The organism is Pseudomonas fitomaticsae, assembly GCF_021018765.1.
Classification (GTDB): domain Bacteria; phylum Pseudomonadota; class Gammaproteobacteria; order Pseudomonadales; family Pseudomonadaceae; genus Aquipseudomonas; species Aquipseudomonas fitomaticsae.
In genome coordinates, this window is sequence record NZ_CP075567.1 from 861,148 (window position 1) to 887,660 (window position 26,513).

General features: G+C 61.6%; 20 protein-coding genes. 14 read left to right on the top strand and 6 right to left on the bottom strand.

All coding sequences use genetic code 11. The features are described 5' to 3' along the window. Positions 1-3: 3 nt before the first annotated feature. The 4 genes from KJY40_RS03770 to KJY40_RS03785 all read left to right on the top strand — a co-directional run bounded on the left by KJY40_RS03770 (position 4) and on the right by KJY40_RS03785 (position 9,263). Complete coding sequence (locus KJY40_RS03770) at positions 4-2,307, top strand: YgiQ family radical SAM protein (RefSeq protein ID WP_230735082.1); 2,304 nt, start codon at positions 4-6, stop codon at positions 2,305-2,307. Between the two features lie 212 nt (positions 2,308-2,519). Continuing rightward, positions 2,520-5,795, top strand: coding sequence for a transglutaminase family protein (locus KJY40_RS03775; RefSeq protein WP_230735084.1), 3,276 nt, complete (start codon positions 2,520-2,522; stop codon positions 5,793-5,795). Positions 5,796-5,883: 88 nt separating this feature from the next. Further along, a complete protein-coding gene (locus KJY40_RS03780; RefSeq protein WP_230735086.1) occupies positions 5,884-8,370 on the top strand; it encodes a circularly permuted type 2 ATP-grasp protein in 2,487 nt (828 codons plus the stop codon). Beyond that, entirely contained in the window at positions 8,370-9,263 is an 894-nt protein-coding gene (locus KJY40_RS03785; protein ID WP_230735088.1) for a transglutaminase family protein, read from the top strand. The genes KJY40_RS03780 and KJY40_RS03785 overlap by 1 nt, the downstream gene beginning before the upstream one ends. Before the next feature lie 128 nt (positions 9,264-9,391). On the opposite strand, the gene KJY40_RS03790 is transcribed toward KJY40_RS03785, so the two are convergent. Beyond that, positions 9,392-9,571, bottom strand: coding sequence for a hypothetical protein (locus KJY40_RS03790; RefSeq protein ID WP_007950694.1), 180 nt, complete (start codon positions 9,569-9,571; stop codon positions 9,392-9,394). Between the two features lie 68 nt (positions 9,572-9,639). Continuing rightward, a complete protein-coding gene (locus KJY40_RS03795; RefSeq protein WP_230735090.1) occupies positions 9,640-10,227 on the bottom strand; it encodes an LOG family protein in 588 nt (195 codons plus the stop codon). A gap of 341 nt (positions 10,228-10,568) precedes the next feature. Between KJY40_RS03795 and azu the strand changes: the two genes are divergently transcribed. Beyond that, complete coding sequence (gene azu / locus KJY40_RS03800; protein ID WP_007950684.1) at positions 10,569-11,015, top strand: azurin; 447 nt, start codon at positions 10,569-10,571, stop codon at positions 11,013-11,015. Positions 11,016-11,070: 55 nt separating this feature from the next. On the opposite strand, the gene nadE is transcribed toward azu, so the two are convergent. From nadE to KJY40_RS03815, 3 genes are all read right to left on the bottom strand, one after another. Beyond that, a complete protein-coding gene (nadE, locus tag KJY40_RS03805; RefSeq protein ID WP_085611050.1) occupies positions 11,071-11,898 on the bottom strand; it encodes an ammonia-dependent NAD(+) synthetase in 828 nt (275 codons plus the stop codon). Between the two features lie 4 nt (positions 11,899-11,902). Next, positions 11,903-13,126, bottom strand: coding sequence for a nicotinate phosphoribosyltransferase (gene pncB, locus KJY40_RS03810; RefSeq protein ID WP_085685119.1), 1,224 nt, complete (start codon positions 13,124-13,126; stop codon positions 11,903-11,905). Between the two features lie 107 nt (positions 13,127-13,233). After that, on the bottom strand, positions 13,234-14,139 hold the full coding sequence (locus tag KJY40_RS03815; RefSeq protein WP_230735093.1) for a LysR family transcriptional regulator: 906 nt from the start codon (positions 14,137-14,139) through the stop codon (positions 13,234-13,236). A 161-nt stretch (positions 14,140-14,300) separates the two neighbouring features. On the opposite strand from KJY40_RS03815, the gene amaB reads away from it, so the two are divergent. From amaB to KJY40_RS03860, 9 genes are all read left to right on the top strand, one after another. Next, entirely contained in the window at positions 14,301-15,791 is a 1,491-nt protein-coding gene (gene amaB, locus KJY40_RS03820; RefSeq protein ID WP_230735095.1) for an L-piperidine-6-carboxylate dehydrogenase, read from the top strand. Positions 15,792-15,954: 163 nt separating this feature from the next. After that, positions 15,955-17,238 carry an L-pipecolate oxidase gene (amaA, locus tag KJY40_RS03825; RefSeq protein WP_230735097.1) on the top strand — a complete coding sequence of 428 codons (1,284 nt, stop codon included), beginning with the start codon at positions 15,955-15,957 and terminating at the stop codon, positions 17,236-17,238. A gap of 364 nt (positions 17,239-17,602) precedes the next feature. Next, the gene (locus KJY40_RS03830; RefSeq protein WP_230735099.1) at positions 17,603-18,736 is read left to right on the top strand and encodes an ABC transporter substrate-binding protein; all 1,134 of its coding nucleotides are present in this window, start codon (positions 17,603-17,605) and stop codon (positions 18,734-18,736) included. Between the two features lie 229 nt (positions 18,737-18,965). Continuing rightward, positions 18,966-19,880: an ABC transporter permease subunit gene (locus tag KJY40_RS03835; protein ID WP_007950661.1), complete on the top strand. Its 915-nt coding sequence runs from the start codon at positions 18,966-18,968 to the stop codon at positions 19,878-19,880. Between the two features lie 3 nt (positions 19,881-19,883). Beyond that, positions 19,884-21,185 (top strand): high-affinity branched-chain amino acid ABC transporter permease LivM, encoded by a 1,302-nt coding sequence (gene livM / locus KJY40_RS03840; RefSeq protein ID WP_039766706.1) that lies wholly within the window; start codon positions 19,884-19,886, stop codon positions 21,183-21,185. Further along, positions 21,182-22,054, top strand: a complete 873-nt coding sequence (locus KJY40_RS03845) for an ATP-binding cassette domain-containing protein (RefSeq protein ID WP_007950657.1) — start codon at positions 21,182-21,184, stop codon at positions 22,052-22,054. Before livM ends, KJY40_RS03845 begins: the two co-directional genes overlap by 4 nt. Next, on the top strand, positions 22,051-22,767 hold the full coding sequence (locus tag KJY40_RS03850) for an ABC transporter ATP-binding protein (RefSeq protein WP_007950655.1): 717 nt from the start codon (positions 22,051-22,053) through the stop codon (positions 22,765-22,767). Before KJY40_RS03845 ends, KJY40_RS03850 begins: the two co-directional genes overlap by 4 nt. 739 nt (positions 22,768-23,506) lie before the next feature. Next, complete coding sequence (locus tag KJY40_RS03855) at positions 23,507-24,271, top strand: SDR family oxidoreductase (RefSeq protein WP_011332209.1); 765 nt, start codon at positions 23,507-23,509, stop codon at positions 24,269-24,271. 130 nt (positions 24,272-24,401) lie between these two features. Continuing rightward, the gene (locus KJY40_RS03860; RefSeq protein ID WP_230735101.1) at positions 24,402-25,307 is read left to right on the top strand and encodes a cation diffusion facilitator family transporter; all 906 of its coding nucleotides are present in this window, start codon (positions 24,402-24,404) and stop codon (positions 25,305-25,307) included. Between the two features lie 30 nt (positions 25,308-25,337). On the opposite strand, the gene KJY40_RS03865 is transcribed toward KJY40_RS03860, so the two are convergent. Continuing rightward, positions 25,338-26,465 (bottom strand): AGE family epimerase/isomerase, encoded by a 1,128-nt coding sequence (locus tag KJY40_RS03865; RefSeq protein WP_230735103.1) that lies wholly within the window; start codon positions 26,463-26,465, stop codon positions 25,338-25,340. Positions 26,466-26,513 lie beyond the last annotated feature (48 nt).

Sequence of the window (26,513 nt, forward strand, 5' to 3'; positions counted from 1 at the left end):
AACATGCAAGCAGCCAAGCCGTTATTTGACTATCCAAAATATTGGGCCGAATGTTTCGGACCAGCCCCGTTCCTGCCGATGAGCAGGGAGGAGATGGATCAGCTTGGCTGGGATTCCTGCGACATCATCATTGTCACGGGTGATGCCTACGTCGATCACCCGTCGTTCGGCATGGCGATCATCGGCCGGCTGCTGGAGTCGCAAGGCTTCCGCGTCGGGATCATTGCCCAGCCGAACTGGCAGTCCAAAGACGACTTCATGAAGCTCGGCGAACCGAACCTGTTCTTCGGCGTCGCGGCCGGCAACATGGACTCGATGATCAACCGCTACACCGCGGACAAGAAAATCCGTTCCGACGACGCCTACACCCCGGGCGGCATGGCCGGCAAGCGTCCGGATCGCGCGAGCCTGGTCTACAGCCAGCGCTGCAAGGAAGCCTACAAGCACGTGCCGATCGTGCTCGGCGGCATCGAAGCCTCCCTGCGCCGCATCGCCCACTACGACTACTGGCAGGATCGTGTGCGCAACTCGATCCTGATCGACGCCAGCGCCGACATTTTGCTGTACGGCAACGCCGAGCGGGCGATTGTCGAAGTCGCCCAGCGTCTGTCCTACGGTCACAAGATCGAAGACATCACCGATGTGCGCGGCACCGCGTTCATCCGTCGCGACACGCCGGCAGGCTGGTACGAAGTCGACTCCACGCGCATCGACCGTCCGGGCAAGATCGACAAGATCATCAACCCGTATGTGAACACCCAGGACACTCAGGCTTGCGCGATCGAGCAGGAGAAAGGCCCGGTTGAAGATCCGGAAGAAGCCAAAGTCGTACAGATCCTGGCCAGCCCGAAGATGACCCGCGACAAGACCGTGATCCGCCTGCCATCGATGGAAAAGGTGCGTAACGACCCGGTCCTGTACGCCCACGCCAACCGCGTGCTGCACCTGGAAACCAACCCGGGCAACGCCCGTGCGCTGGTGCAGAAGCATGGCGAGATCGACGTCTGGTTCAACCCGCCGCCGATTCCGATGACCACTGAAGAAATGGACTACGTGTTCGGCATGCCTTACGCACGTGTTCCGCACCCTGCGTATGGCAAGGAAAAGATCCCGGCCTACGACATGATCCGTTTCTCGGTGAACATCATGCGTGGCTGCTTCGGCGGCTGCACCTTCTGCTCGATCACCGAGCACGAAGGCCGGATCATCCAGAACCGTTCCGAAGAGTCGATCATTCGCGAAATCGAAGAGATCCGCGACAAGGTCCCGGGTTTCACCGGCGTCATTTCCGACCTCGGCGGCCCGACCGCGAACATGTACCGCATCGCCTGCAAGAGCCCGGAAATCGAATCCGCGTGCCGCAAGCCGTCCTGCGTGTTCCCGGGCATCTGCCCGAACCTGAACACCGATCACTCGTCGCTGATTCAGCTCTACCGCAGCGCCCGTGCGTTGCCGGGTGTGAAGAAGATCCTGATCGCCTCCGGCCTGCGTTACGACCTCGCGGTCGAGTCGCCGGAGTACGTCAAGGAGCTGGTGACCCACCACGTCGGCGGTTACCTGAAGATCGCCCCGGAACACACCGAGGAAGGTCCGCTCAACCAGATGATGAAACCGGGGATCGGTACCTACGATCGCTTCAAGCGCATGTTCGAGAAGTACACCAAGGAAGCGGGGAAAGAGCAGTACCTGATTCCGTACTTCATCGCCGCGCACCCGGGCACCACCGACGAAGACATGATGAACCTGGCGCTGTGGCTCAAGGGCAACGGGTTCCGTGCCGACCAGGTGCAGGCGTTCTATCCGTCGCCGATGGCCACCGCCACCGCGATGTACCACTCGGGCAAGAACCCGCTGCGCAAGGTCACCTACAAGAGCGACGGCGTGACCATCGTCAAGAGCGAGGAGCAGCGTCGTCTGCACAAGGCGTTCCTGCGTTATCACGACCCGAAAGGCTGGCCGATGCTGCGTGAAGCGCTGACCCGCATGGGCCGCGCCGACCTGATCGGGCCGGGCAAGAACCAGTTGATCCCGCTGCACCAGCCGGCCACCGACAGCTACCAGAGTGCCCGTCGCAAGAACTCGACGCCGGCCGGCAGCCACAAGGTCGCGAAAGAGAAGACCACCAGGATCCTCACCCAGCACACCGGTCTGCCACCGCGCGCCAGCGACGGCGGCAATCCTTGGGACAAGCGTGAGCAGGCCAAGGCCGCGGCATTCGCCCGCAACCAGCAGGCCGCCAAGGAGCGCAAGGAAGCGGCGAAAGGCAAAGGGCCGAAACCGGCACGCAAACCGGTCGTACCGCGCTGAAACGCACTTGAGCCAAAACAGAACGCCAACCTTCGGGTTGGCGTTTTGCGTTGTGCCTCGCAACATTTGCGTGCAACTGTGCCAAACCATTTCACCGCATCGCCCGATTTTGGTGCTGTACTGCCCTAAGCATTCCGGGAAAGCGCCCAAGCCCCTGCATGGCATAAGTCTTGCGCGCTTTCGAATACGCTTGGGCTCGCAGGAGGCACGCCGTGTCGATTCATGTCGCATTGCATCACGTCACGCATTACCGCTACGACCGCGCTGTCGAACTCGGCCCGCAGATCGTGCGGCTGCGCCCGGCTGCCCACAGCCGCACGCGGATTCTGTCTTATTCACTGAAAGTCTCTCCCGAGCAGCACTTCATCAACTGGCAGCAGGACCCTCAGGGCAACTACCTCGCACGGCTGGTGTTCCCCGAGAAAACCGCCGAACTGCGGATCGAGGTGGACCTGCTGGCAGAGATGGCGGTGTTCAACCCGTTCGACTTTTTCCTCGAACCCTACGCCGAGAAAATCCCCTTCGCCTACGCCGCCGATGAACGCAAGGAGCTGGCGCCGTACCTCGAAACCCTGCCGCTGACCCCGAAATTCAAGGCCTATCTGGACGCCATCGACCGCACGCCGTTGCCGGCCGTGGATTTCCTGGTGGCGCTCAACCAGCGTCTGAGCGAAGACATCAATTACCTGATCCGTATGGAACCGGGCGTACAGACCCCGGAGCACACCCTCGAACACGCCTCCGGCTCCTGCCGCGACTCGGCATGGTTGCTGGTGCAACTGCTGCGCAACCTCGGGCTGGCGGCGCGTTTTGTCTCCGGTTACCTGATTCAACTGACTGCGGATGTGAAAAGCCTCGACGGCCCGTCCGGCACCGAAGTGGATTTCACCGATCTGCACGCCTGGTGCGAGGTGTACTTGCCCGGCGCCGGCTGGATCGGCCTCGATGCGACCTCCGGACTGTTCGCCGGGGAAGGGCATATTCCTTTGGCCTGTAGTCCCGATCCGTCCTCGGCGGCGCCGATCAGCGGTCTGGTGGAGCCTTGCGAGTGCGAGTTCAGCCACGAAATGTCGGTAGAGCGGATCTGGGAAGCGCCGCGGGTCACAAAGCCCTACACCGATGAGCAATGGCTGGCGATCCAGGCGCTGGGCCGGCAGATCGATGCCGACCTGCTGGAAGGCGATGTGCGCCTGACAATGGGCGGCGAGCCGACCTTCGTGTCGATCGACGACCCCGACGGCGCCGAGTGGAACACCGCCGCGCTCGGGCCGGACAAGCGCCGGCTCTCCGCCGAGCTGTTTCAGCGTATGCGCAAACATTACGCCCCCAAGGGACTGGTGCATTTCGGCCAGGGCAAGTGGTATCCGGGCGAGCAGCTGCCGCGCTGGTCGCTCAATTGCTACTGGCGCCGCGACGGCGTGCCGATCTGGCACAACAACGCATTGATTGCCGATGAACAGCAGGATTACGGCGCCACCGGTGAACTGGCCGGGCGCTTTCTGGCGAGTGTCGCCGAGCGCCTGAAACTGCCGACACGCTTTGTCTTCCCGGCCTACGAAGACCATTTCTATTACCTCTGGCGCGAAGGCGCCTTGCCGAGCAACGTCAGCGCCGAAGACTCGCGTCTGGAGGAGCCACTGGAACGTGCGCGACTGCGCAAGGTGTTCAGTCAGGGGCTGGACAAGGTCATCGGTCAGGTGCTGCCGCTGGCGCGCACCGCCAAGGGTGATCAATGGCAGAGCGGGCGCTGGTATCTGCGCGATGAACATTGCCGGCTGGTGCCGGGAGACTCACCGCTGGGCTATCGCCTGCCATTGGGTTCGCAGCCCTGGGTGAAGGCGGCGGAGTATCCGTTCATTCACCCGAACGATCCGAATCAGGACTTCCCCGAACTGCCCGACTCTGCGCAACTCAATCGACACGACGCGCCGGCTGCGGCGGACGAACGGGTGCCGAAGATCGACGAGTCCGCCGACTGGCTGACCCGCACCGCGCTCTGCGCCGAGGCCCGGGAAGGCCGCTTGTATCTGTTCATGCCGCCGCTGGAGCGGGTCGAGGATTATCTGGAGCTGGTAGCCGCCATCGAAGCCACTGCCGAAGAATTGCACTGTCCGGTGCTGCTGGAAGGCTACGAGCCGCCGAGCGATCCGCGCCTGAGCAACTTCCGCATCACCCCGGATCCCGGCGTGATCGAGGTTAACGTGCAGCCGTCGGCGACCTGGGACGAGTTGGTCGAGCGCACCGAATTTCTGTACGAAGAAGCGCGCCAGACCCGACTGTCTACCGAGAAATTCATGGTCGACGGTCGACACACCGGAACCGGCGGCGGCAACCATTTCGTCCTCGGTGGCGCGACGCCGGGCGATTCACCATTTCTGCGCCGTCCGGATCTGCTGCGCAGCCTGATCAGCTACTGGCACAACCATCCGTCGCTGTCCTACCTGTTTTCAGGTCTGTTCATCGGCCCGACCTCTCAGGCGCCGCGAGTCGACGAAGCGCGCAACGATGCGTTGTATGAGCTGGAAATCGCTTTCGCGCAGATGCCGGCGCCGGAAGAGGAGTGCGCCCCATGGCTGGTGGATCGGCTGTTGCGCAATCTGCTGATCGATGTCACCGGCAACACCCATCGCGCCGAGTTCTGCATCGACAAGCTGTATTCACCGGACGGCGCCACCGGGCGTCTCGGTCTGCTGGAATTGCGTGCGTTCGAAATGCCGCCCCATGCGCGCATGAGCCTGGCCCAGCAGTTGTTGCTTCGGGCACTGGTGGCGCGATTCTGGCGCGAGCCCTATGCACCGCCGAAACTGGCGCGCTGGGGCACCGAGTTGCATGACCGTTTCCTGCTGCCGCATTTCATCGAGCAGGACTTTGCCGACGTCATCGTCGAACTCAACAATGCCGGTTATCCGCTGCGTGCCGAATGGTTTGCCGCGCATCTGGAGTTTCGCTTTCCCAAGGTCGGCGATTACGCCGTCAATGGCATCGAGCTGGAATTGCGTCAGGCCCTTGAACCCTGGCATGTGCTGGGCGAGGAGGGCGCGGCGGGCGGTACGGTGCGTTACGTCGATTCATCGCTGGAACGTTTGCAGGTCAAGCTCACAGGGTTGCCGCCGCAGCGTTACCTGCTGACCTGCAACGGCATTCCGGTGCCTCTGCAATCGACCGGGCGGGTCGGCGAGTTTGTCGCCGGCGTGCGTTTCCGCGCGTGGCAACCGGCCAACTGCTTGCAACCGACGATCCCGGTGCATGCGCCGCTGGTGTTCGACCTGCTCGATACCTGGATGCAGCGCTCGCTGGGCGGCTGCCAGTACCACGTCGCCCATCCGGGCGGGCGTAATTACGAAACGCTGCCAGTCAATGCCAACGAGGCGGAGAGCCGGCGCATGGCGCGTTTCTTCCGCATCGGACATACGCCGGGGAAACTTCCGATACCGAACCTGACAATCTCCGACGAGCTACCGATGACTCTCGATTTACGACGTTTTTGATTCGTACACGACCCACGGATTTTTCGTATATCCGGGCGTCATGTGCCTGCGTTAGTCTGACCGTTCCTTGCCGGCTGCCGAGCTTTCCATGCCTGACCTGCTTGACCGCTACCCGCTGACAGCGGGCACCTATCACGAACTGCTCGACGACAGCGGAGCGGTGCGCCCGCACTGGCGGCGACTGGTCGACCAATTGCAGCGCAGCACCCCGGCGCAACTGGTGCAGCGTCAGGCGTTGCTGACCCGGCAGATTCAGGAGAACGGCGTCACCTACAACGTCTATGCCGACCCCAAGGGCGCGGATCGTCCGTGGGAACTGGATCTGCTGCCCCACGTGATCGCCGCTGACGAGTGGCAACAACTGTCGGCCGGAATCGCCCAGCGTGCACGTTTGCTCAATGCGGTGCTGGCGGATCTGTACGGCCCGCAGCAGTTGATCCGCGAAGGCTTGTTGCCGGCGGAACTGGTGTTCGGCCACAACAACTTCCTCTGGCCCTGTCAGGGCATTACGCCACCCGACGGGGCCTTTCTGCATCTGTATGCCGTGGATCTGGCGCGCACGCCGGACGGGCGCTGGTGGGTGACGGCGGATCGTACCCAGGCGCCATCGGGTGCCGGTTATGCGCTGGAAAACCGCACCATCGTGTCCCGCGCCTTCCCCGAGTTGTACCGGGATCTGAAAGTGCAGCACCTGGCCGGCTTCTTCCGCACCTTGCAGGAAACCCTGGCCCGTCAGGCTCCCTGCGACGATGACGCACCGCTGGTGGTGTTGCTGACGCCGGGGCGTTTCAACGAAAGCTATTTCGAGCATCTCTATCTCGCCCGTCAGCTCGGTTATCCGCTGGTGGAGGGTGGCGACCTGACGGTGCGCGATGCCACGGTCTACCTGAAAACCCTCAGTGGCCTGCGCCGGGTGCACGCGATCATGCGCCGGCTCGACGATGATTTCTGTGATCCGCTGGAGTTGCGCACGGATTCGGCACTGGGCGTTCCGGGATTGCTGGAGGCGGTGCGTCAGGGCCGGGTGCTGGTGGCCAATGCGCTGGGCAGTGGCATGCTGGAATCGCCGGGTCTGCTGGGTTTCCTGCCGAAGATCAATCAGTACCTGTTCGGCGAAGACCTGATCCTGCCTTCCATCGCCACCTGGTGGTGCGGCGAAGCGCCGGTGCTGGCCCAGGCCCTGGAGAAGTTGCCGGAACTGCTGATCAAGCCGGCGTTTCCGTCGCAAAGTTTTGCGCCGGTATTCGGCCGGGATCTGAGCGAAGAACAGCGTGAAAGTCTCGCCACGCGCATGCAGGCCCGCCCCTATGCGTATGTTGCGCAAGAACTCGCCCAGCTTTCTCAGGCGCCGATCTGGCAGCCCGAGGACGGGCAACTGCAACCCCGGGCAATCGGCATGCGCATGTACGCGGTGGCCAGTCACGACGGTTATCGGGTGCTGCCCGGTGGCCTGACCCGGGTCGCGGCCGAAGCCGATGCCGAAGTGGTGTCGATGCAGCGCGGTGGCGCGAGCAAGGACACCTGGGTGCTGGGGGATCGGCCGCCGAGCGGTGAGCAGTGGAAAGCCCAGCGCAACATCGGCGTGCCTGATCTGGTGCGACGCGATCCGTACCTGCCGTCGCGTGTGGTGGAGAACCTGTTCTGGTTCGGCCGTTACTGCGAGCGTTGCGACGACAGCGCGCGGCTGCTGCGGATCATGCTCGCGCGATACGTCGACGGCGATGACCCGCAAGCCTTGCAGGCCGCCGTGGATCTGGGCGAGCGACTGATGCTGCTGCCGGACGAAGGTGAACTGCCGGAGCGCTTGCTCGCGGCACTGCTCGGCGAGGACTGGTCGTTCAGTTTGCGTTCCAACCTGCAACGCTTGCAGTGGGCGGCATCGCAAGTGCGCGGCAAGCTGTCCCGGGAAAACTGGCAGGCACTTGTGGAGCTACAGCGTGAGGCTTCGGAGCTGGATACCGACGAACCGGATTTCGGCGAGCTGCTGGATTTTCTCAACCGGTTGGTGATGTCGCTGGCGGCGCTGTCCGGGTTTGCCCTCGACGACATGACCCGCGACGAGGGCTGGCGCTTCCTGATGATCGGCCGGCGGATCGAGCGCCTGCAATTTCTCAGCAGCAGCCTCGCGGGGTTCCTGCGCGGCGCCGGCGCGTTCGATCAGGCCGGGCTTGAGTGGTTGCTGGAGCTGGGCAATAGCAGCATCACCTATCGCTCGCGTTATCTGGCGGTGGCGCAGTTGATTCCGGTGCTCGACCTGTTGCTGCTGGATGAGCAGAACCCCCATGCGGTGCTGTTCCAGTTGAAACTGGTGACCCGCACCCTCAAGCGGCTGAATGATGATTTCGGTGTGCCGAGGGAGGCAGGATTGCCGCCGCTGGTCGAGCGTCTGGCGCGCTTCGACCTTAGTTGTCTGGAGAATCCGCTGTTCGGCGAATCCAGCGTGCGCGCGGCCCTCGACGGTCTGGCGGACCTGCTGCAGGAGATCGCCGACGCCAGCAGTCAGGTGTCGGATCGTCTGGCCCTGCGCCATTTCGCCCATGTCGATGATGTCAGCCAGCGCACGGTGTCCGTCTGATGAGCGCCCATTACCAGATCCTTCACGACACCTGCTATCGCTACGACAGCCCGGTGTCCCTGGCCCAGCAACTGGCGCATCTGTGGCCGCGCGAATGCGAGTGGCAGCGCTGCACCGAGCAGCAACTGCTGATCAGTCCGGAGCCGACCACCCGCCGTGACGAGCAGGATGTCTTCGGCAATCCGCTCACCCGCCTGGCCTTCGAACGGCCCCACGATGAATTGCAGGTCAACGCACGGCTGACGGTCGAGGTGCTGGCACGGCCCGTGGTGGATTTCCACCAGTCACCGGCCTGGGAATTGACCCGAAACGCGCTGACCTACAGCAGCCAGCCGCTGTCCGCCTCGTTGCTGGAAGCCTGTCGCTATCGATTCCAGTCGCCTTACGTGCATCTGAAGCGCAGTTTCGTCGAGTTCTCGGAGAGCTGTTTCCCGGCCGGCAGACCGTTGATGCTGGGTGTGCAGGCCCTGATGCAGAAGATCTTCAGCGAATTCACCTTCGACGCCGAAGCGACACAGGTCGCGACGCCGCTGGTGGAAGTGCTGGAGCGTCGGCGCGGGGTCTGTCAGGACTTCGCGCACCTGATGCTCGCCTGTGTGCGATCACGCGGGTTGGCGGCGCGTTACGTCAGCGGCTATCTGTTGACCCAGCCGCCACCGGGGCAGCCACGGTTGATCGGCGCCGATGCGTCCCATGCCTGGGTCTCAGTGTTTTGCCCGGTGCTGGGCTGGGTGGATTTCGATCCGACGAACAATGTGCAGCCGGCGCTGGAGCACATCACCCTGGCCTGGGGCCGGGATTTCTCCGATGTCTCGCCGTTGCGCGGGGTGATTCTGGGGGGGGGCAATCACGACCCGGAAGTCCGCGTCACCGTGTTGCCACTGGAGGAGTGAAGATCAAATGTGGGAGCGGGCTTGCTCGCGAAAGTAATTTGTCAGTCACATCCATAGTGAATGTCACGACCCTTTCGCGAGCAAGCCCGCTCCCACAGGGATTGTGTTCAGTGGTCTTGCAGTGTTGCTCAGGCGTCGGGTGCCTGGTCTTTCGGTGCCTCAACATCATCATCGGTCGCCACTTCACCGTCAGGGTTCAGTGCCGCTTCTTCAGCCATCTGTTTCTTGCGCTGAAGCTTTTCCTCTTTCTTCTGTTCCTTGGCCAGGTCACGTTGACGTTTGGCGAAGGAGTAATTGGGTTTGGCCATGGGCGATCCTCTGGGGTCGAAGGTGAGGTTGAGCGGCGCGTATTCTGCCCTGTATCGGTGCCCGGGGGTTAACCGGGTTTCTGGTCGACCCACTTTGGCGTGACGGTCGGCTTCCACTGGTCGAGAGCATCGAGCAGCGTTCGCGGCGATTCGCTCACTTGCAGCATGTCACGGTGCGGCGCGCGAACGAAGCCTTCGCCGACGATGTGATCGAGAAATGCAGTGAGTTTGCTGTAGAAACCGTTCACTTCCAGCAGGCCGAGCGGCTTGCCGTGGTAGCCGAGCTGGCCCCAGGTCCAGACTTCGAACAACTCTTCCAGGGTGCCGAGGCCACCGGGCAGGGCGATGAACGCATCGCTGAGTTCGGCCATCCGCGCCTTGCGCGCGTGCATGCCGTCGACCACTTCCAGACGGGTCAGGCTCTTGTGACCGATTTCCTTGTCCATCAGGCTCTGCGGGATGATGCCGATCACTTCGCCACCGGCCGCCAGCGCGGCATCGGCGACAATCCCCATCAGGCCGACGGCGCCACCGCCGTAGACCAGCGTCAGCTTACGCTCGGCGAGAGCCGTGCCAAGGGCAATGGCGGCTTCGGTGTATGCCGGGGTGGTGCCGGCGTTGGCACCGCAAAATACACAAACGGATGTGAGAGACATGCCTTCCTCCTGGGTCAATCGGTCACAGGGTAATGGCTGGCACGCCTTGATCCAAGGGCTAGACTTCGCGTTTCGGGGTTTCATAGGTGCCGCTGGCACCACAGGCGTAGGCGGCGAGCAGACTGCACAACAGGCTGTTGAAGGACATGACGGATGCTCCAGATAGACGTTGAGCCCTGAAGATACGGCCCGGCCAAACGTCTGGCTGTTAGATTGTTTCGATGAGTGTCATAGCCTGAAAGTTGTATACAATTTTTGACTCAAGTCATAGGAACTTGCGAAGATTTCAGGCAGTCTTCCAACCATTCGTGTTTTTGTTAACCCTGCCTTGGAGATTCACCATGTTTTCCAAAGTTGTTGCGGTATCCCTGCTGGCGCTGGCCAGCAGCCAATTGATGGCTGCCGAGTGCAAAACCACCGTTGATTCCACCGACCAGATGTCCTTCAACACCAAGGCCATCGAAATCGACAAGAGCTGCAAGACCTTCACCGTCGAGCTGACCCACTCCGGCAGCCTGCCGAAGAACGTCATGGGCCATAACCTGGTGATCAGCAAAGAAGCCGACATGCAGCCGATCGCCACCGACGGCCTGGCCGCCGGCATCGACAAGAACTACCTGAAGGACGGTGACGAGCGCGTCATCGCTCACACCAAGATCATCGGCGCCAAGGAAACCGACTCGCTGACCATCGACGTGTCCAAGCTCAAGGCTGACGAGAAGTACGGCTTCTTCTGCTCGTTCCCGGGCCACATCTCGATGATGAAAGGCACCGTGACCCTGAAGTAAGCAACACAAGGTCAAAAAAAAGCGTCCCGAAGGACGCTTTTTTTATGCCGTGGATTCAAGGCGCAAACGGCATGACCCGCTTGTGATGGGTCTTTTTGTAGGTGTTGACGATGATGTCGAACGCTTCCTGACGCACCGGCTCGCCGTGCAGGAACGCGTCGATCTCGGCGTAGGTCACGCCGTGGGAGGCCTCGTCCGGTTTACCCGGCGACAGGTCTTCCAGATCCGCCGTCGGGACTTTTTCCACCAGCGATTCCGGTGCGCCGAAGCTGCGGGCGATGGCCCGGACCTGGTTTTTCACCAGACCGCTGAGCGGGGCCAGGTCGCAGGCGCCGTCACCGAACTTGGTGAAGAAACCCATCACCGCTTCCGCCGCGTGGTCAGTGCCGATCACCAGGCCATGGGCCGCGCCGGCGATGGTGTACTGGGCGACCATGCGCATCCGCGCCTTGGTGTTGCCGAGCACGAAATCCACCGACACCGCGTGCTTGCCTTCGAAGGCTGCGACTTCGCTGGCCAGGGATTTGACCGCCGGGCCGATGTTGACGGTGTGGCGCTCGTCCGGGGCGATGAAGTCCACCGAAGCCTGGGCGTCGTGTTCATCGAACTGCACGTCGTACGGCAGGCGCACGGCGATGAACTTGTAGGCCTCGTCTCCGGTGCGCTCGCGCAGTTCACGCATGGCGCGCTGGGCCAAAAGGCCGGCGGTCAGCGAGTCGACGCCGCCGCTGATGCCCAGCACCAGGGTCTTGAGTCCGGAATTGGTCAGGCAATCCTGGATGAAGGTGATGCGTCGGGCGACTTCCGCTTCGAGGGCCTGGTAATCGGCGAACGGCGGCTGAACGTTGAGCTGTTCAGCAATCTCACGCTGTACGGCTTGCATGAATTCACTCCTTGCTAGAAAGGCTGGAAACGGCAGGAACCTGGAAAACGTGTCGCAAATAGGCGACGAAATTCGGGTCTTTGCAGTGGGTCTTGCCCGGCTCGTCGGAGATCTTCGCCACCGGTTGGCCGTTGCAGGCGGTCATTTTAAGCACGATGCTCATCGGTTCGACACCCGGAATGTCACAGGTCAGGTTGGTGCCGATGCCGAAGCTGACATTGATCCGGCCACGCAGCGCCCGGAAGATTTCCAGCGACTTGGGCAGCGTCAGGCTGTCGGAGAACACCAGGGTCTTGCTCATCGGGTCGATGCCGAGCTTGTGATAGTGGGCGATGCATTTTTCGCCCCACTGCACCGGATCCCCGGAGTCATGACGCAAACCGTCGAACAGCTTGGCGAAGAACAGATCGAAATCGCCGAGGAACGCGTCGGTGGTGATGCAGTCGGTCAGGGCGATCCCCAGCAGGCCGCGGTACTCGCGGACCCAGCAATCGAGGGCAGCGATCTGACTGTCGATCAGTCGCGGGCCGAGTTGCTGGTGGGCCATGATCCATTCGTGGGCCATGGTGCCCAGCGGTTTCATGTCCAGTTCGCGGGACAGGTGCACGTTGCTGGTGCCGACGAAGCGACCGGGGAAGTCGTGCTTGAGCACGTTCACCACTTCTTCCTGCACGCGGTAGGAAAACCGGCGGCGCGTGCCGAAATCGGCGACCTGCAACTGCGACAGTTCTTCCGCCGAAGCGTTGGCTGTCAGCCAGTCGAACTTGCGGTAAAGCTGTTCGCGAGCCTGTTCCAGCACGGTTTCACGGTAGCGATAGCGGTTGCGCACTTCGCTGACGATCGCCAGCAGCGGCACTTCGAACAGAATCACATGCAGCCACGGCCCGCGCAGGCGGATGAACAGCTCGCCGTTCTCGATGCCGGTGTGCAGGTAGCGCAGGTTGAAACGGAACAGACCGAGGAAGCGCAGGAAATCCGGCTTGAGGAACGAGATGCGCTCGAGAAAGCTCAACTGATCGGCGCTCAGACTCAACTCGGCCAGACGCTCGACCTGGAAGCGGATCTCCGCCAGATACGGGCGCAGATCTTCACTGTTACGGCAACGAAACTCCCATTCGACTTCGACGTTGGGGTAGTTGTGCAGCACCGCCTGCATCATCGTCAGTTTGTAGAAGTCGGTGTCGAGCAGGTTCTGCACGATGCGATCGGCAAACACACTCTCGCTCATAACGGGGTCTCCAGGCGGGCCGCGCGTTGGCGCGGTATCAATCAATGGCGCTAGTGGCGCATATCCGGGGTGGGGATTGCCAGCGATTTTTATCCCGGCACAGCGCCTCAGACCGCATCGGGACTGTCGATCTGCTCCAGCATCCACTTCACGAAATCCCGTACCTTGGGCACTTCCGCCGCGTGTTCCGGATAAGCCAGGTAATACGCATCGGTGCTGGGCATTGCATGCTGCCAGGGAATGACCAGTTTGCCGTCGGCCAATTCCTCTTCCACCAGAAACCTCGGCAGCAGGGCGACGCCACAGCCGACCTGGGCGGCGCGGATGCACATATAAAAGGTTTCGAAGCGCGGGCCGTGGTAGCTGTGTTCGGTCTGGTAGCCCTGGCTGTCGAACCAGTCGTGCCACGCCTGCGGGCGCGAAGCATTTTGCAGCAGCACCAGATCGGTGAGTTGCGTTGGATCAGTCAACGGAGTCTCCGGCAGGCTGCCGGGCGCGCAGACCGGCACCAGTTCTTCGCCGAACAGCTTCAGGCATTCGGTGCCGGGACGTGAGCCCTGGCCGAAATAGAACGCCAGGTCGCTGCGCCCTTGCAGCAAGTCATCGGCTTCCTGCTCGTTACACAGGTCCAGATGAATCGATGGATGCCGCAGGCGCCAGCCCTTGAGGCGCGGCACCAGCCAGCGGGCGCCGAAGGTCGAAGGTGTGGAGACGCGCAGGACTTCGGTTTCGCCGCCGTAGGAACGCAGGTAATGGGTCGACATCTCGACCTGGGTCAGGATTTTTCTGACTTCCACCAGATACAGATCGCCGGCCGGGGTCATCTGCAAACGACGGCGTACCCGACGAAACAACAAGTGCTGCAGCAATTCTTCGAGTTGCGCCACCTGCTTGCTGACGGCGCTCTGGGTCAGGTTCAGTTCCTCGGCGGCCCGGGTGAAACTCAGGTGCCGGGTCACGGCCTCGAAGCACTGCAGCGCGGTGATCGACGGCAAGTGGCGTTTGTTCAGCATGGGCGATCCTTTTCTTGTCTTTCTGCGCAGCATGAATAAACGGAATGATATCTCGCGTAAAGGTCGTTTGTTGCATGGCCTTCCTGACGCTACAACTAAAGGCCTGCCCGGTCGTGAAAACGCGGCCGCACACATTCAGTTTTTTGCTTGAGGAGTGACCCATGGTTGCCGCATTGCTTGATCGTCTTGGTGTGAACCCGGCCCTGTACCAGAACGGCAAAGTCCCGGTGCATTCGCCCATCGACGGCAGCCGCATCGGCGCCGTGAACTGGGAAGGCCCGGCCGAAGTCGAGCAGCACATCAGTCGCGCAGATCATGCGTTCGAACAATGGCGCAAGGTGCCGGCCCCCCGTCGCGGCGAGCTGGTGCGTCAGTTCGGCGAAGTCCTGCGTGAATACAAGACCGACCTCGGCGAACTGGTGTCGTGGGAAGCCGGCAAGATCACCCAGGAAGGCCTCGGTGAAGTGCAGGAGATGATCGACATCTGCGATTTCGCCGTCGGCCTGTCCCGTCAGTTGTACGGCTTGACCATCGCCTCCGAGCGCCCGGGCCACCACATGCGTGAAACCTGGCACCCGCTGGGCGTGGTCGGTGTGATCAGTGCGTTCAACTTCCCAGTCGCGGTGTGGGCGTGGAACACCACGCTGGCGCTGGTCTGCGGCAACCCGGTGGTGTGGAAACCGTCGGAGAAAACCCCGCTGACTGCGCTGGCCTGTCAGGCGCTGTTCGAGTGCGTACTGAAGAATTTCAGCGATGCCCCGGCGCACCTGAGTCAGGTAATCATCGGCGGTCGCGATGCCGGCGAAGCCCTGGTGGATGACCCGCGTGTCGCGCTGATCAGCGCCACCGGCAGCACCCGCATGGGCCGCGAAGTGGCGCCGAAAGTCGCCGCGCGCTTTGCCCGCAGCATCCTCGAACTGGGCGGCAACAACGCGATGATCCTCGGCCCGAGCGCCGATCTGGACATGGCTGTGCGCGCCATTCTGTTCAGCGCCGTCGGCACCGCTGGCCAGCGGTGCACCACGTTACGTCGCCTGATCGCCCATGAATCGGTGAAAGAAGAAATCGTCACCCGCCTCAAAGCCGCGTACTCCAAAGTCCGTATCGGTCACCCGCTGGAAGGCAATCTGATCGGCCCGCTGATCGACAAGCACAGCTTCGAAAACATGCAGGACGCGCTGGAGCAGGCGCTGAGCGAGGGCGGTCGGGTGTTCGGCGGCAAGCGCCAACTGGAAGATCAATTCCCGAATGCCTACTACGTGACGCCGGCCATCGTTGAAATGCCGGAGCAGAGCGATGTGGTGTGCAGCGAAACCTTCGCGCCGATCCTGTACGTGGTCGGTTACTGCGATTTCGAAGAGGCGCTGCGCCTGAACAACGCCGTGCCGCAGGGCCTGTCGTCGTGCATCTTCACTACCGATGTGCGCGAGGCCGAGAAATTCATGTCGGCGGTCGGCAGCGACTGCGGCATCGCCAACGTCAACATTGGTCCGAGCGGTGCGGAAATCGGCGGCGCGTTTGGCGGTGAAAAAGAAACCGGTGGCGGTCGTGAGTCGGGCTCGGATGCATGGCGCGCGTACATGCGCCGGCAGACCAACACCGTGAACTACTCGCTGGAGTTGCCGCTGGCGCAGGGCATTACGTTCGACTGACAGTTGGATATTCCCCCTGTGGGAGCGAGCTTGCTCCGGGCGGCGTTCCGACGAATGCGTCAGGTCAGTTGATATAGATGTTGGCTGAAACACCGCTTTCGCGAGCAAGCCCGCTCCCACAGGATCAGCAGTGTGTTTGTTAGGTTTCTGTTGGAGTCTGGCAATGCCGTTACGCGAAGAATGTCTGTGGGAAAAACTCACGCCGCAACGACCGGATAACACGGCGCTCAGGGGCGAGGTCAAAGTCGATGTCTGCGTGATCGGCGCCGGGTTCACCGGGCTGTCGGCGGCGCTGCATCTGTTGGAGAAGGGCAAGAGCGTCTGCGTGCTCGAAGCCCATCGTGCCGGGCATGGTGGCTCCGGGCGCAACGTCGGACTGGTCAACGCCGGGATGTGGATTGCGCCGGACGAGATCGAGGCCGGCTTCGGCGAGGCGGTCGGCAGTCAGCTCAACCGCATGCTCGGTGCGGCGCCGGCGCTGGTGTTCAGCCTTGTGGATAAGTACAACATCGATTGCCAGTTGCGCCGCGAAGGCACCCTGCACATGGCGCACAACGCCAAGGGCGAGGCGGATCTGCGCAGTCGCGAAGAACAATGGAAACGCCGGGGTGCGCCGGTCGAACTGCTGACCGGCAAGGCTTGTGAGCAGGCAACCGGCACGCAGAAGATTGCCGCCGCGCTGCTCGACCGACGTGCCGGCACCCTCAATCCGATGGCGTATGTCACCGGGCTGGCGAAAGCCGTGGCGGGGCTCGGCGGGCAGATGTTCGATCATTCGCCGGTCACTCGACTTGAACGTCAGGGTCAGCAATGGTCGGTGCAGACCGAGCAGGGTTCGGTGCTCGCCGAACAAGTGGTGATCGCTTCCAACGCCTACACCGAAGGCGACTGGACCGAACTCAAGCGCAACTTCTTCCCCGGTTACTACTATCAGGTCGCTTCGGTGCCGCTCACCGAAGACGCCGCTCAGGAAATTCTCCCGGGCGGGCAAGGCTCGTGGGATACCCGCCAGGTGCTGAGCAGCATCCGTCGCGACAAGGACGGGCGTCTGTTATTGGGCAGTCTCGGCAACGGCAATCAGAAGCCGACCTGGTTCCTCAAAGCCTGGGCCGACCGGGTGCAGCAACATTACTTCCCCAATCTCAAACCCGTGGAGTGGGAATGCACCTGGACCGGGCGCATCGCCTTCACTCCCGATCACCTGATGCGCCTGTTCGAACCGGCGCCCGGACTGGTGGCCGTCACCGGTTACAACGGTCGTGGCGTGACCACCGGCACCGTGGTCGGCAAGGCCTTCGCCGACTACCTGTGTAACGGAAATCCTCAGGCATTGCCGATTCCCTTCGCACCGATGCAGCCCCTGGCGGGCGTGGGCTTGCGCAGTTGCCTGTACGAGGCCGGGTTCTCGCTGTATCACGCGGGCCAGTGCCTGCGGATCGTCATTTGAGTGTTGAAATATGTTGCCGGAAGCGGCGCTTTTCGATGTAGCGACTAGCCTGTAATGGTGCGGGTTGTAGCAGTCCCGCACCAGCAGTGTGCAGTTCGGTGACGCGGGCTGTTACAGGCTGGTTGCACGTCGTTTGGCGCCGCGGTTGCAATGATGGCGCGTGCGGGTTGCGCCTGAAAAAATAATTGGTTTCACCTTCCGCGGTTTAGACGGTTGCACGCCCAATGAAAATGGGAACGAAACAGTCGAAATAACAAGAAAGCAGCGACTTTTTGAAGAATAAAAAACCGATGGCACGGCCCTTGCTCTGAGCATTCAAGTGAAGTCGCAGTGCCAACTAAAAAAAACCTTGGAGCACCACCTCATGTCCCAGACGTTTTACAAGAAAGGCTTTCTGGCCCTCGCAGTGGCTACTGCGCTGGGTGTTTCTGCGTTTGCACAAGCTGATGTGAAAATCGGTGTGGCGGGTCCGATGACGGGCGCCAACGCGGCATTTGGCGAGCAATACATGAAAGGGGCACAAGCGGCGGCCGATGCGGTCAACGCGGCGGGCGGCGTCAACGGGGAGAAGATCGTTCTGGTCAAGGGCGATGACGCTTGCGAACCGAAACAGGCGGTGACGGTCGCCAAGGACCTCACCAACCAGAAAGTCGCCGGTGTGGTCGGCCACTTCTGCTCGTCCTCCACCATTCCTGCGTCCGAGATCTACGACGAAGCCGGCATCATCGCGATCACCCCGGGTTCCACCAACCCGCAAGTGACCGAGCGCGGCCTGAGCGCCATGTTCCGTATGTGCGGCCGTGACGACCAGCAAGGCATCGTGGCAGGCGACTACATCGTCGACGTGCTCAAGGGCAAGAAAGTGGCCGTGCTGCACGACAAGGACACCTACGGTCAGGGCCTGGCCGATGCGACCAAGGCTCAGCTGGATAAACGCGGCGTGAAGCCGGTGCTGTACGAAGGCCTGACCCGTGGCGAGAAAGACTTCAGCGCCGTGGTCACCAAGATCCGCGCGGCCGGTGCCGACGTGGTCTACTTCGGCGGCCTGCACCCGGAAGCCGGTCCACTGGTCAAGCAACTGCGTACCGAAGGTCTGAAAGACGTGAAGTTCATGTCTGACGACGGCATCGTGACCGACGAACTGGTAACCACCGCCGGTGGCCCGCAATACGTCGACGGCGTGCTGATGACCTTCGGCGCCGACCCGCGCCTGCTGCCGGAAAGCAAGACTGTAGTGGATGCCTTCCGCAAGGCCGGCACCGAGCCTGAAGGCTACACCCTGTACGCCTACGCTTCGGTTCAGGCCCTGGCTGCCGGTTTCAATGGCGCCAAGTCCAACAAGGGCGAAGACGCTGCCAAATGGCTGAAAGCCAACCCTGTGAAAACCGTGATGGGCGAGAAGACCTGGGACGCCAAGGGCGACCTGAAAGTCTCCGACTACGTGGTTTACCAGTGGGACGCGACCGGCAAATATCACCAGCTGGAAAAACAGAAATAACGGCACCTGATCAACCGGACGCCACATTCCCTGTGGGAGCGGGCTTGCCCGCGATGACGGCCTGACAGTCGACAACTTTGTTGAATGTTCTACCGCTATCGCTGGCAAGCCAGCTCCCACAAGGGGGCTGCGGTTTCCTGTCTGACGTTGCTCCGACGTAAATCTGTATTTTTCCTAGAAGAACCGCGCGCCTCAGGGTGTGCAGGTTCTCACTGCGTGAGATTGCGTTATGGATGGTATTTTCCTGCAGCAACTGGTCAATGGCCTGACTCTCGGGTCGGTCTATGGCCTGATCGCCATCGGCTACACAATGGTCTACGGCATCATCGGCATGATCAACTTCGCCCACGGCGAGGTTTACATGATTTCCGCTTACCTCGCGGCAATCAGTCTGGCTCTGCTGGCTTACTTCGGTATCGAATCCTTCCCGCTGCTGATGCTCGGCACACTGGTCTTCACCATCGTCGTCACGGGCGTGTATGGCTGGGTCATCGAACGCATCGCCTACAAACCACTGCGCAACTCCACCCGACTGGCACCGCTGATCAGCGCCATCGGTATCTCCCTGATTCTGCAAAACTATGCCCAGATCAGCCAGGGCGCCCGCCAACAGGGTGTTCCCACACTGCTCACCGGTGCCTGGCGCATCGACGTCGGCTCGGGCTTCGTCCAGCTGACCTACACCAAGATCTTCATTCTCGTCGCGGCGTTCGTCGGGATGGGCCTGCTGACCTATGTAATCAAGTACACCAAGCTCGGCCGCATGTGCCGCGCGACCCAGCAAGACCGCAAGATGGCCTCGATCCTGGGGATCAACACCGACCGGGTGATTTCCTATGTGTTCATCATCGGTGCAGCGATGGCGGCCCTGGCCGGCGTGCTGATCACCATGAACTACGGCACGTTCGACTTCTACGCAGGCTTCGTCATCGGCATCAAGGCGTTCACCGCTGCGGTGCTCGGCGGGATCGGCTCGTTGCCTGGCGCCATGCTCGGCGGGATCATCCTCGGGATCTCCGAGTCGCTGTTCTCGGGCCTGGTCAACTCCGACTACAAAGACGTGTTCAGCTTCTCGCTGCTCGTACTTGTTCTGGTCTTCCGGCCTCAGGGCCTGCTGGGCCGTCCTCTTGTGTCGAAGGTGTAAGCGATGTCTTCAACCACTACAAAATCCATTGATGTCAAAAAAAGCCTGGTTGAGGCGATTCTCGCCGGTCTGATCGCCCTGATCGTGTTCGGGCCGATTGTCGGCGTGGTACTCGACGGCTACAGCTTCAACCTCGAACCGACCCGCGTGGCGTGGATCATTGCCATCGTCATGGCCGGCCGCTTTGCCCTTAGCCTGTTCCTGCAAACCCCGAAGGGCCTGCGCATTCTCGACGGATTCGAGAGCACCGGTTCCGGCGTACATGTGCTGGCCCCGGACTACAAATCGCGCCTGCGCTGGATCATCCCGCTGATGATCGCCATCGCCGTGGCGTTGCCGTTCTTCTCCAACTCCTACCTGCTGGGCGTGGTCATCCTCGGGTTGATCTACGTGCTGCTGGGGCTGGGGCTGAACATTGTGGTCGGTCTGGCCGGCCTGCTTGACCTCGGTTACGTGGCGTTCTACGCCATCGGCGCCTACGGTCTGGCGCTCGGTTACCAGTACCTGGGGCTGGGCTTCTGGACCGTGCTGCCGCTGGCGGCGATCACCGCTGGCCTTGCCGGTTGCATCCTCGGTTTCCCGGTGCTGCGCCTGCACGGCGACTACCTGGCGATCGTGACCCTGGGCTTCGGTGAAATCATCCGTCTGGTGCTCAACAACTGGCTGTCCCTGACCGGCGGCCCGAACGGCATGCCGGCACCACTGCCGACCTTCTTCGGTCTGGAGTTCGGCAAGCGGGCGAAGGATGGCGGGGTGCCGTTCCACGAGTTTTTCGGCATCGCCTACAACCCGGACGTGAAGTATTACTTCATCTATGCGGTGCTGTTCCTGGTGGTGCTGGCCGTGCTGTACATCAAGCATCGTCTGGTGAAGATGCCGGTCGGCCGCGCCTGGGAAGCCCTGCGTGAAGACGAAATCGCCTGCCGCTCGATGGGCCTCAACCACGTGCTGGTCAAGCTTTCGGCGTTCACTATCGGTGCGTCAACGGCAGGTCTGGCGGGTGTGTTCTTCGCCACTTACCAAGGCTTCGTCAACCCGACCTCGTTCACCTTCTTCGAATCGGCGCTGATCCTCGCCATCGTCGTGCTCGGCGGCATGGGTTCGACCATCGGCGTGGTGATCGCAGCGTTCGTGCTGACCGTCGCCCCGGAACTGCTGCGCGGCTTCGCCGAATACCGCGTGCTGCTGTTCGGGATCCTGATGGTGTTGATGATGATCTGGCGACCTCGCGGGCTGATCCGCATCAGCCGTACCGGGGTCACTCCACGCAAAGGTGCCATTCACTATGAGAGGACTGCGCCATGAGTGAAGTCGTACTCTCTGTTGAAAAACTGATGATGCATTTCGGTGGCATCAAGGCCTTGAGCGACGTCAGCCTGAAGGTCAAACGCAACTCGATCTTCGCCCTGATCGGCCCCAACGGCGCCGGGAAGACCACGGTGTTCAACTGCCTGACCGGTTTCTACAAGGCTTCCGGCGGCAAGATCGAACTCAACGTGCGCGGCCAGCAGACCAACGTCATCCAGCTGCTGGGCGAGTCGTTCAAGCCGACCGACTTCGTCTCGCCGAAAAACTTTGCCAGTCGCCTGTACTACAAGATGTTCGGCGGCACCCATCTGGTAAACCGCGCGGGCCTGGCCCGGACGTTCCAGAACATTCGCCTGTTCAAGGAAATGTCGGTGCTGGAAAACCTGCTGGTGGCCCAGCACATGTGGGTCAACCGCAACATGCTGGCCGGCATCCTCAACACCAAGGGCTATCGCAAGGCCGAAAGCGACGCGCTGGACTGCGCCTTCTACTGGCTGGAAGTGGTGGATCTGGTGGACTGCGCCAACCGTCTGGCCGGTGAACTGTCCTACGGCCAGCAACGCCGTCTGGAGATCGCCCGGGCCATGTGCACGCGGCCGCAGATCATCTGCCTCGACGAACCGGCCGCCGGCCTCAACCCTCAGGAAACCGAAGCGCTGAGCGCGATGATCCGGCTGCTGCGCGACGAGCACGATCTGACCGTGGTGCTGATCGAACACGACATGGGCATGGTAATGAGCATTTCCGATCACATCGTGGTGCTGGACCACGGCATCGTCATCGCCGAGGGCGGACCTGATGCCATACGTAACGATCCGAAGGTGATCGCGGCCTACCTGGGCGCCGACGAAGAGGAAGTCGTATGACGCAACCCATCCTCGAACTCAAGGATCTGGACGTGTTCTACGGCCCGATCCAGGCCCTCAAAGGCGTTTCGCTGCAGATCAACGAAGGGGAAACCGTCAGCCTGATCGGCTCCAACGGTGCCGGCAAATCCACCCTGCTGATGTCGATCTTCGGCCAGCCACGGGCGGCGGGAGGGCAGATCCTCTATCAGGGCGTGGACATTACCCACAAGTCATCGCACTACATCGCCTCCAACGGCATCGCGCAGTCGCCGGAAGGGCGGCGGGTGTTCCCCGACATGACCGTCGAGGAAAACCTGCTGATGGGCACCATCCCGATCGGCGACAAGTACGCCAAGGAAGACATGCAGCGCATGTTCGAGCTGTTCCCTCGGCTCGAAGAGCGCCGTACTCAGCGCGCCATGACCATGTCCGGCGGCGAGCAGCAGATGCTCGCCATCGCCCGGGCGCTGATGAGCCGGCCCAAGCTGTTGCTGCTGGACGAGCCGAGCCTGGGCCTGGCGCCGATCGTGGTGAAACAGATCTTCGCCACCCTGCGGGAACTGGCGAAAACCGGCATGACCATTTTCCTCGTCGAGCAGAACGCCAACCATGCGTTGAAACTGTCCGACCGGGCGTACGTGATGGTCAACGGCGAGATCCGCCTGACGGGCACCGGCAAGGAACTGCTGGTGAACGAGGAGGTGCGTAACGCTTACCTCGGCGGTCACTGATCGTTTGAAGTTGTCCACAAGCCCCGATGCGTGAGTGTCGGGGCTTTTTTGCGTCTGCTCGTTCACTGAAAACCAGGACTTTCGGGAAATTGTGGAAAACAAAATCGCCAACCTGCCAAGGCGCGACATAAAACCGCTGCAAATGGCTGTTTTTCCACAGTTTTGACTTGTCCCCGTTTGCTGTGGAGCTGGCTGTGAATAACGTGGGTGTAGCTCGCTAAAAGCCTTTGAAACCGTGGCTTGCAGCGCTGTGGTTGTTTTTTGATCAGTGTGTTTTTGCTGAGGGGAAGGCCTGTTTGTCAACCTTTTTATGGGGGCGCATAACAGCGCTGATGGCTGTGGTCAATCCTGTGGATAAGTCTGTGATTAAACTCTGGAAAGACTCGGCTGAGGGCCGTAATTGCTGGCCTCGCGCAATCACGGCCATGACCGGCCGGTCGTGCAAAATGCCCTGCCCGGCACAATGGGTTGTTCAGGGTCAAGCGAAAAACTTTCAAAATCGCCCGCAACGCCTTGTGTGGCGTGGCTTTGCGCTTTTTCAGTTGCCCCCGGAAACTGTGGAAGGGCTTGTGGATAACGTGCGTGCACATGGCTACAGGCCACGGCGCGTATGGCGTAGCGGCCGTTGATCAATTAATGAGCAGGATTCGGTGGTTGCCGGTTAAAGCAGGGCCGGGCATGCTGCCCGCTGATTTTCTATTCCAATGGCTGCCCCGGCGGCCGAAGCAAGGAGAACACGATGTCCAACACCCTGTTTATCACCGGCGCGACCTCCGGTTTTGGTGAAGCCTGTGCCCGTCGTTTCGCCGAGGCCGGCTGGAAACTGGTGCTGACCGGTCGTCGTGAAGAACGCCTCAACGCGCTGTGCGCCGAGCTGTCGAAGCAGACCGAAGTGCATGGCCTGGTGCTGGACGTGCGTGATCGCAAGGCGATGGAAGAGGCGATTGCCAACCTGCCGCCATCGTTCGCCAAACTGCGTGGCCTGATCAACAACGCCGGGCTGGCGTTGGGCGTGGACCCTGCACCGAAGTGCGACCTCGACGATTGGGACACCATGGTCGACACCAACGTCAAAGGCCTCATGTACAGCACTCGTCTGTTGCTGCCTCGGCTGATCGCCCACGGCCGTGGCGCCGGCATCATCAACCTCGGCTCCATCGCCGGTAATTACCCGTACCCGGGCAGCCACGTTTACGGCGCGACCAAGGCGTTCGTGAAGCAGTTCTCGCTGAACCTGCGTTGCGACCTGCAGGGCACTGGCGTGCGCGTCAGCAACATCGAGCCGGGCTTGTGCGAAAGCGAGTTCTCGCTGGTGCGCTTCGCGGGCGATCAGGCGCGTTACGACGCGACCTATGCCGGTGCCGAGCCGATCCAGCCGCAGGACATCGCCGAGACTATCTTCTGGGTGCTGAATGCCCCGGCGCACATCAACATCAACAGCCTGGAGCTGATGCCGGTGAGCCAGACCTGGGCCGGTTTTGCCATCGAGCGTAACAAGGCCTGATACGGTTTTGCCCTCTTCGCCAGTCTGCTGGCGAAGAGGGCAAATCGGCCAAATTCTGGCAGTAAGGTAGACTCACTCCTCAACAACCCCACCGCACCCAGCGGTTTTCAAGGTTTTTCGAGGAGTCAAAGTGAGTAACCGAGGTGAGCAGTCGCTGCTCAAACAATCGACCATCCTGATGTTGGCCGTGTCGATCGCCGGGATCGCCACCGGTTTTGTTTCGGGTTCCCAATCCATCCTGTTCGATGGCTTTTTTTCGCTGATTGCCACCTTCATCAAAGTCCTGATGCTGATCACCGCGAAGCTGATCGCCAAGCAAAGCAACCAGCGTTTCCAGTTCGGCTTCTGGCACCTGGAGCCGATGGTGCTGCTGATCGAGGGCAGTTTCCTGCTGTTGATCGCGATCTATGCGTTTCTCAACGGTGTGTTCGGCATCGTCAATGGCGGTCGTGAGATCGAATTGGGCCTGGTGATCATCTACGCGGCGGTGTTCACCGTTGTCGAGTTCGCCTACTTCTTTTACGTGCGCCACCGCAATCGCAAGCTCAAGTCGAGCCTGATCCAGTTCGACAACATCAGCTGGCTGGTGGACGCGATGCTGTCGGTGGGCCTGTTGATCAGTTTCCTCGCGGCGTTGTTGCTCGAGTCCCAGGGCTATGGCGAATGGGCGAAGTTCGTCGACCCGCTGATTCTCATCGTGCTGGCCCTGACCATGCTGCCGCCGGCCTTCAAGATCCTCGGCCCGGCGTTGCGGGACGTGCTCGGCATTGCGCCGGATACGCTGGATGAGCAGGTGCGCGAGGTGATGGAGGCGGCGAAGGTCGAGCATGGTTTCGACGATTACGTGTCCTACGTGCAGAAGCACGGGCGGGCGCGGTTCATCGAGATTCATGTGGTGTTGCCGGCTGATTACCGGCTGCAGAGCGTCGGTCAGCTGGATGAGCTGCGTGAGGAGATTTCCGCGAAGCTGGGCAAACCGGACGCGGCGCGCTGGCTGACCATCAGCTTCACCGGTGACAGGAAGTGGATTGCCTGAATTGGGCGAGCACGCGGGCTCGCCACGACGTCAGCTCAGATAATCGGCGATGCCGCGATAGCAGGTCGCCAAGTGATACGGCGTGGTCGACGGCATGTCCTTGCGGCTGACCTCGCCCTGAGCGTCACGGCACTCGTTCCAGCCGCCGGCATGCAGGAAGCGTTGTTGCAGCGCCTGTAACTGGCGCAGCACCGCGCTTTCACTGCCCGGACGCAACGTCAGGGCGCGCAGGTATTCGGCCTGGGCCCAGATGCGCTGGGTCGAATCCTTCCCGTGTCCTTGCGGATCAAGCATGGCCAGCACCGCACCGGTGCCGGCCTCGACGCCCTGTTGCTCGGTGAAGGCAAACGCACGATCCAGTGCCGCGTGCAGTTTCGAACCGCGCAATAGCGGCGAGGATTCGAGCAGGAAATACCATTCAAACTGATGCCCTGGCTCAAACCAGTTATCCACAGCCCCCAGCGGCTTTTCCATCAACACGCCCTGTTGCGGTTCGATGAAGCGCTTGTGCATGGCTGTGCATAACTCGCTCAGCGCCTGCTGGGTCCGGGGATCTTCGCGCACGGCCAACGTGGCCAGGAAGGCTTCGGCGAGGTGCATCAGCGGGTTTTGCAGCGGGCCGGTTTCCAGCGTGATCCAGTCGCGGTCGAGGCAGGCTTCGTAGAGGCCGTCACCCGTTGCGAAGCGCCGGCCGATCACTTCCAGCGCGGCGTTCAGGGTTGATTCCACCAGCGGTTCGCGGGATTTGTCCCAATAGTGGGCGCAGGCGAACAGGATGAAGGCGTGGGTGTAGAGGTCCTTGCGCTGATCCAGCGGTTTGCCCTGCGGATCAATGCTGTAGAACCAGCCGCCGTGCTCGGCATCGTGGAAGTGCCGTTGCAGGGAACGGAACAGCGCAGCCGCCCGGACTTCAGCGTTATCCACAACCCCGATCAGGCTGGAAAACAGGTACAGCTGCCGTGCGCAGGCCATCGCCCGGTAGCGCTGCGGTGGCAGCGGCTGATGCGCGGCGTCCAGCGCCTCGTAAGGCAACGCCATGTCGGCGTTCCAGCCCGGTCCTTGCCAGAGGGGCACGATCACGTTCAGAAAGTGCTGTTGCACTTCACCGAACAGGGTGGTCAATTCAGGCAGGGAGGTGGAGCGGGAAGCGTGGGGCATGGGCGGACGTCGTCACGGCAGGGGCGATTGCGCGACATGGTAGCAGAG

Coding starts and splice junctions, on each gene's coding strand:
- KJY40_RS03795 (WP_230735090.1), bottom strand. CDS start 10,227: ATGTCTCTCACATCCGTTTGTGTATTTTGCGGTGCCAACGCCGGCACC.
- KJY40_RS03835 (WP_007950661.1), top strand. CDS start 18,966: ATGGATGGTATTTTCCTGCAGCAACTGGTCAATGGCCTGACTCTCGGG.
- KJY40_RS03830 (WP_230735099.1), top strand. CDS start 17,603: ATGTCCCAGACGTTTTACAAGAAAGGCTTTCTGGCCCTCGCAGTGGCT.
- livM (WP_039766706.1), top strand. CDS start 19,884: ATGTCTTCAACCACTACAAAATCCATTGATGTCAAAAAAAGCCTGGTT.
- amaA (WP_230735097.1), top strand. CDS start 15,955: ATGCCGTTACGCGAAGAATGTCTGTGGGAAAAACTCACGCCGCAACGA.
- KJY40_RS03770 (WP_230735082.1), top strand. CDS start 4: ATGCAAGCAGCCAAGCCGTTATTTGACTATCCAAAATATTGGGCCGAA.
- KJY40_RS03815 (WP_230735093.1), bottom strand. CDS start 14,139: ATGCTGAACAAACGCCACTTGCCGTCGATCACCGCGCTGCAGTGCTTC.
- azu (WP_007950684.1), top strand. CDS start 10,569: ATGTTTTCCAAAGTTGTTGCGGTATCCCTGCTGGCGCTGGCCAGCAGC.
- KJY40_RS03845 (WP_007950657.1), top strand. CDS start 21,182: ATGAGTGAAGTCGTACTCTCTGTTGAAAAACTGATGATGCATTTCGGT.
- KJY40_RS03850 (WP_007950655.1), top strand. CDS start 22,051: ATGACGCAACCCATCCTCGAACTCAAGGATCTGGACGTGTTCTACGGC.
- pncB (WP_085685119.1), bottom strand. CDS start 13,126: ATGAGCGAGAGTGTGTTTGCCGATCGCATCGTGCAGAACCTGCTCGAC.
- KJY40_RS03785 (WP_230735088.1), top strand. CDS start 8,370: ATGAGCGCCCATTACCAGATCCTTCACGACACCTGCTATCGCTACGAC.
- KJY40_RS03855 (WP_011332209.1), top strand. CDS start 23,507: ATGTCCAACACCCTGTTTATCACCGGCGCGACCTCCGGTTTTGGTGAA.
- nadE (WP_085611050.1), bottom strand. CDS start 11,898: ATGCAAGCCGTACAGCGTGAGATTGCTGAACAGCTCAACGTTCAGCCG.
- KJY40_RS03865 (WP_230735103.1), bottom strand. CDS start 26,465: ATGCCCCACGCTTCCCGCTCCACCTCCCTGCCTGAATTGACCACCCTG.
- amaB (WP_230735095.1), top strand. CDS start 14,301: ATGGTTGCCGCATTGCTTGATCGTCTTGGTGTGAACCCGGCCCTGTAC.
- KJY40_RS03780 (WP_230735086.1), top strand. CDS start 5,884: ATGCCTGACCTGCTTGACCGCTACCCGCTGACAGCGGGCACCTATCAC.
- KJY40_RS03790 (WP_007950694.1), bottom strand. CDS start 9,571: ATGGCCAAACCCAATTACTCCTTCGCCAAACGTCAACGTGACCTGGCC.